General features: G+C 39.8%; 10 protein-coding genes. 9 read left to right on the forward strand and 1 reads right to left on the reverse strand.

Annotated features, from left to right (window positions below; genetic code table 11):
* The first annotated feature begins 11 nt into the window (after positions 1-11).
* The 9 genes from DW019_RS00855 (at position 12) to DW019_RS00895 (ending at position 13194) form a co-directional block, all read left to right on the forward strand.
* Positions 12-1499, forward strand: a complete 1488-nt coding sequence (locus DW019_RS00855; RefSeq protein ID WP_117477704.1) for an SMP-30/gluconolactonase/LRE family protein — start codon at positions 12-14, stop codon at positions 1497-1499.
* Positions 1496-2161: a YIP1 family protein gene (locus tag DW019_RS00860; protein ID WP_118442185.1), complete on the forward strand. Its 666-nt coding sequence runs from the start codon at positions 1496-1498 to the stop codon at positions 2159-2161. The genes DW019_RS00855 and DW019_RS00860 overlap by 4 nt, the downstream gene beginning before the upstream one ends.
* Positions 2162-2181: 20 nt before the next feature.
* Positions 2182-4773: a DUF5696 domain-containing protein gene (locus DW019_RS00865; RefSeq protein WP_118442186.1), complete on the forward strand. Its 2592-nt coding sequence runs from the start codon at positions 2182-2184 to the stop codon at positions 4771-4773.
* Entirely contained in the window at positions 4774-5688 is a 915-nt protein-coding gene (locus DW019_RS00870; protein ID WP_117477706.1) for a sugar ABC transporter permease, read from the forward strand.
* Positions 5681-6673, forward strand: coding sequence for a carbohydrate ABC transporter permease (locus DW019_RS00875; protein WP_118442187.1), 993 nt, complete (start codon positions 5681-5683; stop codon positions 6671-6673). Before DW019_RS00870 ends, DW019_RS00875 begins: the two co-directional genes overlap by 8 nt.
* A gap of 125 nt (positions 6674-6798) precedes the next feature.
* On the forward strand, positions 6799-8232 hold the full coding sequence (locus DW019_RS00880) for an extracellular solute-binding protein (RefSeq protein WP_117477708.1): 1434 nt from the start codon (positions 6799-6801) through the stop codon (positions 8230-8232).
* A gap of 237 nt (positions 8233-8469) precedes the next feature.
* Positions 8470-10437: an alpha-glucuronidase family glycosyl hydrolase gene (locus tag DW019_RS00885; protein ID WP_118442188.1), complete on the forward strand. Its 1968-nt coding sequence runs from the start codon at positions 8470-8472 to the stop codon at positions 10435-10437.
* Positions 10438-10505: 68 nt separating this feature from the next.
* Positions 10506-11576 carry a mannonate dehydratase gene (gene uxuA, locus DW019_RS00890; RefSeq protein ID WP_118442189.1) on the forward strand — a complete coding sequence of 357 codons (1071 nt, stop codon included), beginning with the start codon at positions 10506-10508 and terminating at the stop codon, positions 11574-11576.
* Between the two features lie 13 nt (positions 11577-11589).
* A complete protein-coding gene (locus tag DW019_RS00895; RefSeq protein ID WP_118442190.1) occupies positions 11590-13194 on the forward strand; it encodes a mannitol dehydrogenase family protein in 1605 nt (534 codons plus the stop codon).
* A 99-nt stretch (positions 13195-13293) separates the two neighbouring features.
* Here the strand turns inward: DW019_RS00895 and sigG are convergent, their stop codons facing one another.
* Positions 13294-14073 (reverse strand): RNA polymerase sporulation sigma factor SigG, encoded by a 780-nt coding sequence (gene sigG, locus DW019_RS00900; RefSeq protein WP_117477712.1) that lies wholly within the window; start codon positions 14071-14073, stop codon positions 13294-13296.
* Positions 14074-14129: the final 56 nt, after the last annotated feature.

Raw genomic sequence — 14129 nt, forward strand, 5'->3', positions numbered from 1 at the left:
GAGGAAAGAAAATGAGAAAAATGAAACGACTTACTTCGGTATTTGCGTTATTACTCGTTGCATCCCTCCTTGTAAGCAACGCGGAGGTCCTCGCGAACAGTTCTGATGGCAAACATTATACATATACTTATGATTGCTGGGATGTTGACCGTGAGTCTCCGGATGCTTATTCGGTTGAGCGAGTAATTTCCGGTTCTGATTTTAAAGATTGTGGCAACTTTTCTGAGCCACAAGGTCTTTTCTCGACTGGAAATAAGATGTATGTTGCAGATACAGGAAATAATCGTATTTGTGAATTTACATATGAAAACAATGAGTTTACTTATGTAAAAGAGGTAACCGGTTATAAAGATGCTGAGGGAAAAGATGTAAAATTGAATGGTCCTCAGGATGTATTTGTAACAGATGATGGACAAATGTACATTGCCGATACCGGTAATAACAAAATTGTTCACTTGGATGCAGACGGCAATATGGTAAAAGTAATTGGTCGTCCAAATGATAAAACCTATACGGATGCAAAATTTCTCCCACAAAAGTTAGTTGTGGATGGTGCAAAACGTATTTTTGCTCAGGTTCAGAACGTAAACAAAGGTTTCCTTGAGTTTGATGACGCCGGAGACTTTACGGGATTTGTCGGAGCCAGTGAAGTAACTTATGATTTCTTTACTTATTTGTGGAAAATGGTTGCTACAAAAGAGCAGCGTGCACAGATGGATTTGTTCGTTCCGACAGAGTATTCGAACCTTTGTCTGGATTCCGAAGACTTCATTTATGCAACAATCAGTACATTTGATGGAGCTGTAGAGTCGGCTGAACCGATTCGTAAATTGAATGCAAAGGGAACTGACATTTTGGTACGTAACGGTTACAATGATCCATATGGTGATTTGCGTTACACCGAAAAAGGCGAGATGAAAGGACCTTCCAAGTTTGTAGATATCTGCTGCTTGTCAAATGATGTTTATTATGCACTGGATAATACAAAAGGCCGTATCTTTGCTTATGATTTCCAGGGTAATATGCTGTATGCCTTTGGCGGACATGGTTATAAAGCCGGATTGTTTATGAATCCTTCGGCAATTGAAGATCTTGGAGATTCTCTCTTGGTTACAGATCAGAAGTTAGGAACGATTACCCAGTTTACTTTGACTGATTATGGTAAAATGATTAACGATGGCCTGGCTGAGTACAAGAAAGGTAATTATGATGAATCCGCTAATATCTGGCGTGAAGTTCTGAAGCATAATGGTAACTACGACCAGGCATATATTGGAATCGGCCGTGCACTTCTTCGTGAGAAGAATTATAAAGAGGCAATGAATTACTTTGAATTAAAACTTGATGCCAAGAATTATTCTAAAGCATTTAAGCTTTACCGAGAGGTTTGGTTTGAGGAGAACATTGGTACGATCTTGATTATTATTGCAATCCTCATTCTCCTTGGATTTGGTGTTGGATTTGTGAAGAAAGCCAGAAGGGAGGTTGAAAAAGGATGAAAATAAAAGAAAGACTGACCAATAAAGATGCATGGATTCGTTACCGCGATTCTCTGCGTTATGCCCTTCATTGTATCGTAAGACCTTTTGATGGTTTTTGGGATTTGACACATGAAAAGAGAGGGTCTATGGCGGCAGCCAATACAATTGTTATTCTGGTCCTTTTGACAAACCTGATTAAATTAGGTGCAACCAGTTTCGTGTTTAATCCGGTAAACTGGGATAAGGTAAACCTGATTTTAGAGATTGCAACATTCCTTGTACCATTTATTGTGTATGTTGTTGCAAACTGGTGTCTTACCACCTTGTTTGATGGTAAAGGTACATTAAAAGATATATGGATGGGTACCGCTTATGCAATGACACCATATGTAATTATTCAGTTGATACTGATTCCTATGAGTAACGTTGTTACTGAAGAAGAGGGTGCATTTTACACTGTGTTCAGCAACTTCTCCATGATTTGGTGTGGATTGCTGATTATCGCATCTGTAATGATGATTCATGACTTCATGCTGGGTAAAGCATTTTTATCTTTGATTTTCTCAGCGGTAGGTATGTTGATTATCGTATTTTTGCTTGTACTGTTCTTCAGTTTGATTAGTGATGGTTTCTCCTATTTCTATTCGATTTACAAAGAAACCATTTTCCGAATGTATTGATGAAAGGAGGAAATGACAGAATGAAAAACAAGTTGTATTTGCTCCTGATTACAGTTATGGCGTGTTTCGCTCTTAGTGCCTGCGGTGATTCCGATGAGGGTACGAAAGAGATGAAAACTTATGAGTATGACAACAGCGGAGATGTAGTAATTGAAAATGATTCATTGAAACTCTCAGTGAGTGGTTCTTCCACACAGCTTGAGGTTACAGACAAGGCAACCGGAAAGGTATATCGTTCCAATCCGACCGCTGAGGATGTAGAGAAGTATGCAAATGCCGATGGACATTACAAAGATGTGTTAAGCTCAACTTTGAACCTTACTTACTCCAACAGTACTGATACGAAGAAAGAGATTGATAACTACTCTCAGTGTATTCGGGACAATAAGTTTTATAAAATCGAGAAAGTAAACGATAACGAAATTAAAGTAAGTTATTCCGTAGGTGATTTTGAAAAAACCTACACTTGTCCGGTCGCAATCAAAGAGTCCAGAATGAAGAAGTATCTGGATAAGATGTCAAGATCGGCACAGAAGTCAGCACTCAGAAGTTATGTTTATTTTAACTATGAGGAACTTAGTAAGTCGGATGATTCTACCGACAAGCAGCTGTTGACAAAAGGTGAAAAACTTTTCCCTGACTTGAAGGATGAGCCAATTTATTATTTGGATGAGTCGGTTACCGATTCCCGTCTTCAGCAGTTGGAAGACAAATTCGTAGAAGCAGGATATACTTTGGAGGACCGTACAAAAGATATGGGCAATTACAAAGTATCCCGTAACGAAGGGAAACCAATTTTCGATATTAGTGTTCACTATGTATTGGAAGATAACCAGCTGGTTGTAAAAGTACCGATGAAGGAAATCTCCTACAACGAAGATTATCCGATTGTTAAACTTCAGGTTCTTCCATATATGGGAGCATCAAATGTTGATGAAAAAGGTTACATGATTGTTCCGGAAGGAACCGGTGGAAAAATTAACTTCAACAATGGTAAGACCGGACAGCAGAGATATCAGAGTGATGTTTACGGCTGGGATTATGGTCAGGCACGAACAACGATTGTCGATGAGACAAAATCCAATTTCCCACTGCTTGCCATTGCAAATGAGACTACCCAGAGTTCATTCCTTTGTGTTGCTGAAGAGGGAAGTTCTTACGCAACCGTTCAGGCGGATATTTCAGGAAAGAACAATGGATATAACTATAGTACATTCATTTACAGTCTGATTCACGGCGAAAACATGGATGTATCCACAAAATCGGATACAACCGTTCGTGTTTATGAAGACGGGCTGCCAAATGAAACACTTTCCCAGAGATACATTTTCTCTGATAAAACCGATTATTCGGATTTGGCAAAAGAGTACCGCGGATATCTTCAGAAGAAATATCCAAGTCTTGGTAAAGTTGACAGTGATAAACAGGCATTGGCTGTTGAGATGATTGGTGCCGTAGATGATACCGAGCATATCCTTGGTTATCCGGTTGTTCGCTCTCAGTCATTGACTTCTTACACACAGGCCAAATCGATTTTGGAAGATTTGCAGAAAGCCGGCATTGGTAATATTAATGCGAAGTATACCGGATGGTTTAATACCGGTGTGAAACAGACATCTGCTGCTAAAGTAAAAACAGTAGGACGTTTGGGAAGTTCTTCAGATTTGGAAGATTTGACTGCTTATGCAAATAAGACAAATGGTATGCAGCTTTATCTGAATGGTACATTTAACTATGTATACAAAGACAAATGGTTTGACGGATTCAGTTCCACAAGAAATGCAGCGAAGTTTGTCAGCCGTGAAGAGTGTGAGCTTTATAACTGGGATCCAATTACTTACCAGGCAAATGATGATTACACCGATTATCATAATTACGATAGTTATTACTTGGTAAAACCGTCGTATGCAATGGATTCGGTTGACACTTATGTAGAAAAAGTAAATGGTTACGGCAGCAAGAATATCGGTATGGAAGATATCGGTAATACACTTGCCGGTGACTACAATCCAAAAGACAGAGTATCGCGTGAAGCAGCTTTGAATCTTCAGGTTAAGAAATTACAGTCACTGAAACAGGGCGGAAACAAGGTTATGATTACAAGTGGTAACCAGTATGCAGTACCTTACGCAGACTTCGTTACAGACATGAACTTAGATGCCCGTGCCGTAAACATCATTGATGAGCAGGTTCCATTCTATACCATGGCATTGCATGGTTTAGTAAATTACTCCGGCGGTGCAATTAACTTGGCAGATGATGAGAAGGAGAATATCCTGAAGTCCGCTGAGTCCGGTGCCGGATTATACTTCACTTACATTGCTGAAAAGACAAGTGTTTTACAGGATGGTAAGTACACAAGATACTATGCTTGTAACTACGATGACTGGAAGAAAGATACTTTGAGTCTGTATAACAAGTTTAATGAAACATTCGAAGGAACATACGATAAAGCAATTGATAAGCATGAAAAAATTGCAGAGGGCGTATATAAGACAACCTTCGAAGGCGGAAAAGCAGTTGTTGTAAACTACAACTATAGCAACTATCAATATAATGGCCAGGAAATCGCGGCCAGAGATTTCGCAGCTGTGAAGGGAGGTGAAGAATAAATGGCTCGCAAGAATAAAAAGAAAAAGACATTAGCATTTAAAAATGCGGTTGCAGGCTATTTATTTATTGCACCATTCATCATCGGTTTTATCCTGTTCTTGGTTGTGCCGTTAGTACAATCCTTAAGAATGAGTTTCAGTACGGTAGAACTTGAAGGTGGATTGTCCATGACATGGGCGGGACTTGAAAATTACCGTCAGGCATTTTTGGTAGATGAGAAGTTTGTACCAAACCTCATTTCTGAGTTGGTAAAAATGCTGACAAACGTTCCGGCAACACTGATTTTCAGTTTCTTTATTGCGTTACTTTTGAATCAGTCTTTCAAAGGAAGAGGTGCGGTTCGTGCGATATTCTTCCTGCCGGTTATTCTTTCATCCGGTGTTATTGTTGGTTTGGAAAGTGGAAATACACTTTTGGCTGACATGAAAGATGCGATTGAAGCAACAAACAATAATACAAGTATTACAGGTGTACTTGAGAGTATCCTGATTACATCAGACTCAAGTCCGATGTCACAGATGTTTAGTTATGTATTTGATATTATTAATAGTGTATATGATATTGCGATTGCATCTGGTATCCAGATTATCATTTTCCTTTCTGCATTGCAGACGATTTCGCCAAGTATGTTCGAGGCGGCAAAAATCGAGGGATGTACAGCCTGGGAAAGTTTCTGGAAGATTACACTTCCAATGGTAAGTTCCATGATTTTGGTAAATATCGTATATACGGTAATTGACTTCTTCTTGAAGACAGACAACACAGTTATGGAGCGTATCGATGCAATCGGTATCGGTGGACGAATGGACTATGGTCAGGCGTCGGCGATGGCGTGGGTATATTTCCTTTGTGTAATTGTTGCGTTGGGTATTGTTTCGTTGATTATTTCTAGGAGGGTATATTATTATGAGTAAAATGAGTAAGTTTAAAGCCTTCAGGGAACGTAATAGAAAATCCAACGGCTATCTGTTGCGCAAGGTATCCTTTAATGTAGCTTACAAAATCGTGCGTTTTGTATTGTTGTTTGGATTGTGTTTCTTGATTTTGCAGCCACTCTTAAATAAGATTTCCATTAGTTTTATGGAAGAGCGTGATTTGTACGATTCGACAATCAACGTAATTCCACGTCACTTCACATTGGATAACTTTAAGATTGCCGCTGATTTGATGGATTATTGGGCTGCTTTAGGTAACACATTATGGATTTCTTTATTGGTAAGTGTTTTGCAGATTATATCCTGTACATTAGTTGGATACGGTTTTGCGAGATACAAATTCCCATTGAAGAACCTTTGGTTTGCAATGGTGGTACTTGTTATCGTTATTCCACCTTCAACCATTCAGTCTTCCCTGTATTTGAATTTCCGTTATTTTGATATTCTCGGAATATTCAGCCTGATAACGGGGCAGCCACTGAACTTATTGGATTCCTTTGCACCATACGCATTTATGTGTCTTGGATGTATGGGATTGAAAAATGGTTTGTACATTTACATGCTTCGTCAGTTCTTCCGTGGTATTCCGAAGGAATTGGAAGAAGCTGCTTATGTAGATGGATGTGGTAAGGTTAAAACATTCGTGCGTATTATGCTGCCGGATGCAAAACCAATGATTACATCATGTTTCCTGTTCTCCTTTGTATGGCAGTGGACGGATAGTTTTTATTCAGGAATGTTTCTTCCAAACTATTCGATTCTGGCAAACAAAGTGGCTCGTTTGTCTGAGGTGCTGAACTCTTATGTGAAAGCAACCACTGGTCTTGATAAAGCGTCGACCGCTTATGCATCCGCCATGATTGGTACAGGTACATTGTTGGTAATTATTCCTTTGATTGTTGTATATTTATTTGCACAGAAGGGCTTCGTAGAAAGTTTGAGCCAGTCTGGTATCAAGATGTAACAAAAATAATTTGCCCTATTTGGCATCTGCCTGTTTTGGCAGGTGCCGTTGGGCAGTAATGACTTAGGTTATCACCGGGATTTTCCGGTATAGCAATATATTATATAATAAGGAGGCAAAACAAAATGAAAGCAAGCATGCAGAAGCTGATTGCGATGGGTCTTTGTGTTGTTCTTGCAGTAGGTTCTCTTACTGGATGTGGTGGCTCCTCCAATGATGCAGGTAGTGCATCGGGCGATGGCGCAAAAACATCATCTTCTTCAAACAAGAAAACATTTAGTGACCTTGGTGGCATGGATATCACGGTAGGTGACTGGTATACTTCCAAAGATACCCTTGCAGACAGAACCGACGAGTTTGGTAAAAAGCAGAATGAGTACTGGAAGAGTATTCAGGAGAAGTACAATTTCAAAATTACTCGTGATTCTGTTTATTCCTATACAGATGCAAAATCAGATTATGTAAATGACGTTATGGCAAGTAGTCCAAAATACGAAATTTACTATCTGTATCAGGAATTTGTTTCTGAGCCTTTGATGAAAGGCTTGATGTATGATTTGTCAACTCTTCCGGAGTTCAATTTCGATGAAGAAAAATGGAACCCAACAGTTAAAGAGTTGATGAGCATTGGTGATGGTATCTGGGGTATGAGCCCAGACAGTGAGCCACGTGGTGGTATTTTCTACAATAAACGTCTCTTCAAGGAAGCTGGTATTCCGGAAGATGAGCCATATGATTTGCAGAAAAACAATCAGTGGACATGGGACAAGTTCGAAGAGTATTGTAAGAAACTTACAAAGGATACCGATGGTGATGGTAAAACAGACCAGTATGCTATGGCAAGTTTCTCAAAATACTATCTGCCAATGTGTGCAGCTAACAACAATGCAACATTTGTATCTCGTGACAAAGACGGTAAATACGTTGATGCAATTACATCCAAAGAGTTCAAAGATGCTATGAACTGGGGTGTTGACTTGATTAAGAAAGGTTATATTAAGCCAAAACCATCAGAAAACGTAGCATGGGATTGGTATAAAGCTGCATTCCGTGATGGCGAAGCTGCTATGCAGACTGCTGAGGTTTATGAGATTAGTGCGTTTGCTGATATGGAAGATGACTGGGGATTCGTAATGTTCCCATACAACCAGGATCAGAAGGGTGCTACAAATAAGACAGTACCAAACGACAACATCGTTGTTATGCCAAGCTGCTTCGATCAGGAAAAAGCTGAGAAGATTGCATTTGCTTACGATTTGTACACAGAGCCTGTTGAAGGATATACTCCTCATGATCAGATTCTTGAGCAGTATTACCCACAGTTCAGAGATGACCGTGCAGTAGATGAAACAATCGCTATGATGTTGGAAGAGAAGCATAAATCTACTTCTTATCTGCCAATGATTAGTGAAATCGACTATGGTGATTTCTGTTATCCTGTATATGCAAATGCAACAACACCTGCTAAGAAGATTGAAGAGCTTTCAACCAAATGGGATACGAAGATTAGCAAAGTTAATGCTGAGTATGAGAAGTTTGCAAAAGAGCATACAAAATAATAACAAAAAGAAACAGGTAATTTAGTTTCATGGGGCTGTTCAGAATAAGCGAAAGCTTTGTTTTGTACAGCCCTTTCTTAAAATCTGAAGATTGAAAATTAGGGATTGAAAAACCATTTATATATAGATTATAATAATAAAGTCATAAGGCTATGCTATAACTTGAATTGTTGTAGCATTTATGGTAACTTATTAAAGACAATTGATTTAAAACCTGATGAATAAGAGGAGAAACAGATGGATTATAGCAGATGCTGGCTGGATTATCAGCCCGTAGATACAATTGAAAAAGAATGGCTGACATATTTTCAATCCTGTGAGGGAGAAATCGTAGAAAGTGCTATTAGTGAATACAAACTTGCTATGGAAAATATGGCAGGAAAAGTTCCTCAGTTAGTAAAAAAAGAAGAGGCAGGCGTGGTATTTTCCGTGGATTCTTCTATAAAAGAGGGAAAAGACGGATATATTATCACGAAAGAGGAGAGCCGGTATCAGATTACCGGGAAGTCAGAGAGCGGACTGTTATATGGTGTATTCCATTTTCTTCGTTTGATTCGTACTAACAGTCTTGACAGTCTTCCGGTGCATAATAAACCGGAAATGCCGCTTCGCATGATGAATCACTGGGATAACATGGATGGCAGCATCGAGAGAGGTTATTCGGGGGAATCTTTTTTCTACAAGGATTACGAAATTTTATGGAATGAGCGCATTGTGCAGTATGTGAGAATGATGGCATCAATTGGGATCAATGCGATTGTAATCAATAATGTTAATGTTCATGAGAATGAGACTTATTTGATCACGGACCGTTATTTGCAGCAAGTAAAACAATATGCCGACTTGTTTGCAAAATATGGAATTAAATTGTATACAAGTGTAAATTTTGCTGCGCCGATGGAGTTAGATGGTTTTACGGATTGTGACCCATTAAATCCTATGGTAGCAGACTGGTGGAAAAAAACGGTGTCACATGTGTATGAGGTGATTCCAAACTTTGGAGGCTTTTTGGTAAAGGCAGATTCTGAGGGAAGACCGGGACCATTTACGTATGGAAGAACACATGCAGATGGAGCTAATATGTTAGGTAAGGCACTTGCTCCGTATGGCGGAATTTTAGTATGGCGCTGCTTCGTATATAATTGCGGGCAGGACTGGCGTGATAAAAAGACAGATCGTGCCAGAGCGGCATATGACAACTTTATAGAATTAGATGGAAACTTTGATGACAATGTTATTTTACAGATAAAAAACGGACCGATGGATTTCCAGGTGCGTGAGCCGGTTTCACCGTTGTTTGGCGGCTTGAAAAAGACCAACATGATTTTGGAAGTGGAGATTGCACAGGAATACACCGGACAGCAGATTGATTTGTGTTATCTGCTCCCGATGTGGCGTGAAATTCTTGACTTTGATACGTATGCTGCTGGCGAAGGTTCAACCGTGCAGAAAATTGTAGATGGCTCTGTTTATGGACAGCATTTGTGTGGTATGGCAGCTGTTATTAATACTGGTAATGACTATAATTGGACCGGAAATGATTTAGCGGCAGCAAACACTTACGGCTATGGAAGATTGGCGATGAATCCGTCCGAAGATTCGGCGGTTATTGCAAAAGAATGGGCAGAACTTACCCTTCCTAAATCGCTTTCCGACGGCGTCGTTTCGATGCTTATGAAGTCCTGGTCCACATATGAAAAGTATACGTCTCCGCTAGGTATTGGCTGGATGGTGACACCGCATTATCATTACGGACCGGATATTGACGGATATGAGTATGACCGCTGGGGAACTTATCACAGAGCGGATAGAAATGGTCTGGGTGTTGACCGTACACCAAATGGTACCGGCTATACAACTCAGTATAATGAGCCGTGGTGCACAAAGTATGCAGATAAAAAACAGTGCCCACAGGAGCTTTTGTTATTTTTCCATTATGTCCGCTATGATGAAGTGTTATCTTCAGGGAAAACACTGATTCAGCATATATATGACACGCATTTTGAGGGTGTTAATGAAGTGGAAGAAATGATTGCTGGTTGGAAGGCATGGAAAGAGGAGATGGCAGAGGATGTCTATGAGAGAGTCCTTTCCCGCATGGAGAGACAGCTTTCTAATGCAATCGAATGGAGAGACCGCGTAAATACATATTTTTACCGGAAGAGTGGAGTAAAAGATGCACTTTCCCGAAAAATATATGAATAGGATGATTTAGACAAGGTCATTCGTAACATAATAAGAAAATATAATAATAAGAAAAGAGGTTATTGATTATGGACATGACATTAAGATGGTATGGAGAAGGAAACGATAGTGTGACACTGGATCAGATTCGCCAGATTCCCGGCGTGACCGGTGTAATTACAGCACTTCATGATATTCCTGCAGGAGAAGCATGGACGTATGAAGACGTCATGAAAAGAAAGCAGGAAGTAGAAGCAAAAGGTTTGAAGTTAGTTGGTGTGGAAAGTATTAACGTACACGAGGATATTAAAATTGGTCTTCCGACAAGAGATGAATTGATTGAAAACTACTGCAAATCGTTAGAAGCTATTGGAAAAGCAGATATTCATCTTGTATGTTATAACTTTATGCCGGTCTTTGACTGGACACGTACGGATTTGGCTATGCCTTTGGAGGATGGTTCTACAGCACTTGCTTATGATTCATCTATTATTGACGGTATTGATGCCAGCGAGATGTTTGACCGCATTGAAAAGGCAAGTGGCGGCTTTGTAATGCCTGGCTGGGAGCCGAACCGCCGTGATGAGATTATGGATTTGTTTGAGAAATACAAAGACGTTGATGCAGACAAACTGCGTGAAAATTATAAATATTTCTTGGATGGTATTATTCCTACCTGTGAAAAATACAAAATTAAAATGGCAGTTCACCCGGACGATCCGGCTTGGGATGTATTCGGACTTCCACGTATTGTAACATGCGAAGAGGATCTTTTAAAAATTGCCGATATGAATCCAAGTATTTACAATGGATTTACACTTTGTACCGGTTCTCTTGGAAGTAATTTGAACAATGATCTGCCAAAGATTATCCGCAATCCGAAAATTGCAGAGAGAATTCACTTTGCTCACCTGAGAAATATTAAGTATGAGAACAAAGATTTGTTCCATGAAGTATCTCATTTGTCAAGCGATGGAAATCTTGATATGTATGAAATTGTAAAAGCATTGATTGATACCGGATTTGACGGATGTATTCGTCCGGATCATGGACGTATGATTTGGGACGAGCAGGCAAGACCTGGATACGGTTTGTATGACCGTGCTCTTGGTGTCGCTTATCTGAATGGTTTGTGGGAAGCAATTCATAAAAATAAATAAGAGGTGACTAGGCATGAAATTATTAGATTTACAAAATGGCGAGACAAACGTCTGGGAGGAGAAAGGATATCTTCTTCCCAAGTATGACAGAGAAGAGTTAAAGAAAAAAACAAAGGAAAACCCGACATGGGTTCACTTTGGTGCCGGTAATATTTTCCGTGCATTTCCGGCTGCAAAATTACAGGATTTGCTGAATTTAGGAGAATATGACCGCGGTGTTGTTGTGGCAGAGAGTTTTGATCATGAGATTATTACAAAGGCATACAAGCCGTATGATGGTTTGAGTTTGTCGGTTGTGTTAAAAGCTGAGGGAACCATTGAGAAACACGTGGTTGGAAGCGTAACGGAATCGTTAGTTGCTGACCCGGTGGCACCAAAAGATTTTGCACGTCTTACCGAGATTTTTGAAAATCCTTCCCTGCAAATGGTAACATTTACCATTACGGAAAAAGGTTATTCGTTAGTTAATGGTAAAGGGGAAAAACTGCCGGGTGTAGAAGATGGATTCTTAGCAGGTCCGGGAAATCAGAGTCATCTGATGGGACGTATTGCCTCTCTGTGCTACGCACGTTTTGTTAAAAATGGTACACCGCTTGCCCTTGTCAGCACCGATAACTGTTCTCACAATGGGGACAAGTTAAAGGCCGGCGTTATGGCATATGTAGATGCTTGGAAACAGGCCGGAAAAGTGAATGATGATTTTGTTTCTTATATGGAAGAAAAGGTATCCTTCCCATGGTCAATGATTGATAAAATCACGCCAAGACCGGATGAGAAAGTAAAAGAAATGCTCGAAAAAGATGGTTTTGAAGATACCGACTTGATTATTACAAGCCGCAATACGTATACAGCTCCGTTCGTAAATTCAGAGGAAACCGGTTATCTTGTTATTGAAGATAACTTCCCGAATGGACGTCCACCATTAGAAAAAGCTGGCATTGTATTTACAGACCGTGAAACGGTGGATAAAGTAGAAAAAATGAAAGTTTGTACCTGCTTGAACCCGCTGCATACAGCACTTGCTATTTATGGCTGTATGTTAGGACATACTTCCATTCATGATGAGATGGAAGACAAAGAACTTTCTCGGTTGATTCAGAAGATGTGTTATGAGGAAGCAATGCCGGTTGTTGTAAATCCAGGTGTTATTGATCCGAAAGAATTTGCAAACGCAGTATTGACAAAGCGTCTGCCAAATCCATTTATGCCGGATACGCCACAGAGAATTGCCTGTGATACGTCACAAAAACTCCCAATCCGCTTTGGCGAGACAATTAAGTTCTATGAGAACAGAGAAGACTTAGATACAAAGAGCCTTACGTTAATTCCACTTGTATTAGCAGGCTGGTGCCGCTATCTGATGGGAATTGATGACGAAGGAAACGCTTTTGAACAGAGTCCTGACCCACGTTTGGATGAAGTGAAAGCTCATGTCGCTGGAATTTCCTTTGGTGACACGGATGTACATGATAAATTGCAGCCGATTTTGAGCGATGCATCGATTTTTGCCGTAGATCTTTATTCGGTTTCTCTTGGTGAGAAAGTGGAGAAGATGTTTGTGGAATTGATTGCCGGAAAAGGTGCAATTCGCAGCACATTAAAGAAGTATGTAGACTAAAACAACGTATCGCTTTAAGATATGAAAAAGAAGTTCAATTTGTGAGAGATTTTAACATGGGGTGTTATCACATCTTAAATCAAATTGAACTTCTTTATTTTATGCCTCTAAGTGATTTTTCATAATTTTCAGGGCGTTTTTTTCCAGTCGTGAGACCTGTGCCTGAGAAATATGGATTTCGTTTGCCACTTCCATTTGTGTTTTACCTTCCAGATAGCGGAGTTTTATAATGTGGTTTTCCCGTTCCGGCAGATGGCTCAACGCGTCTTTTAAGGAGAGATGTTCGACCCAGTTGGATTCCTTGTTTTTTTTGTCACTGATTTGATCCATGACATACAACGTATCCCCGCCTTCAGAGTAAACCGGTTCATACAGGGAGACCGGACTTTGGATGGCATCCAGTGCAAAAACAATGTCTTTTGGTGGAACATCAATCATTTTTGAAATTTCTTCTAAGGTTGGTTCTGTTTCTTGTTTTTTCATCAGTGCTTCTTTTGCATAAATAGCTTTGTAGGCAGTGTCGCGGAGAGAGCGGCTCACACGAATCGCATTGTTGTCGCGAAGATAGCGCCGTACCTCGCCAATAATCATCGGTACTGCATAGGTTGAAAATTTTACATTCTGTGTAACGTCAAAATTATCAATTGCCTTCATTAAACCAATGCATCCAATTTGAAATAAATCGTCTACATTTTCGGTACTGTTATTAAACCTTTGGATGATGCTTAACACGAGACGGAGATTGCCGTGGATGTAAGTTTCACGTGCCTTTTTATCACCCTTTTTTATTTTATCGAACAGTGTCTTTTTTTCTTCATTTGACAGAAGTGGGAGTTTGCTTGTATTAATGCCGCAGATTTCAACCTTGTAGTGTGCCATGGTATGTCCTCCATTTTGTCCATTGATTTCCTTTCTTTTATCATGAACAGATGAAG

Source organism: Clostridium sp. AF37-5 (assembly GCF_003477605.1).
Classification (GTDB): domain Bacteria; phylum Bacillota; class Clostridia; order Lachnospirales; family Lachnospiraceae; genus Eubacterium_F.

Excerpts from the sequence above, each read along its gene's own strand:
- DW019_RS00875 (WP_118442187.1), top strand. The coding sequence starts at position 5,681 with ATGAGTAAAATGAGTAAGTTTAAAGCCTTCAGGGAACGTAATAGAAAA.
- DW019_RS00855 (WP_117477704.1), top strand. The coding sequence starts at position 12 with ATGAGAAAAATGAAACGACTTACTTCGGTATTTGCGTTATTACTCGTT.
- DW019_RS00870 (WP_117477706.1), top strand. The coding sequence starts at position 4,774 with ATGGCTCGCAAGAATAAAAAGAAAAAGACATTAGCATTTAAAAATGCG.
- uxuA (WP_118442189.1), top strand. The coding sequence starts at position 10,506 with ATGGACATGACATTAAGATGGTATGGAGAAGGAAACGATAGTGTGACA.
- DW019_RS00895 (WP_118442190.1), top strand. The coding sequence starts at position 11,590 with ATGAAATTATTAGATTTACAAAATGGCGAGACAAACGTCTGGGAGGAG.
- DW019_RS00860 (WP_118442185.1), top strand. The coding sequence starts at position 1,496 with ATGAAAATAAAAGAAAGACTGACCAATAAAGATGCATGGATTCGTTAC.
- DW019_RS00865 (WP_118442186.1), top strand. The coding sequence starts at position 2,182 with ATGAAAAACAAGTTGTATTTGCTCCTGATTACAGTTATGGCGTGTTTC.
- sigG (WP_117477712.1), bottom strand. The coding sequence starts at position 14,073 with ATGGCACACTACAAGGTTGAAATCTGCGGCATTAATACAAGCAAACTC.
- DW019_RS00880 (WP_117477708.1), top strand. The coding sequence starts at position 6,799 with ATGAAAGCAAGCATGCAGAAGCTGATTGCGATGGGTCTTTGTGTTGTT.
- DW019_RS00885 (WP_118442188.1), top strand. The coding sequence starts at position 8,470 with ATGGATTATAGCAGATGCTGGCTGGATTATCAGCCCGTAGATACAATT.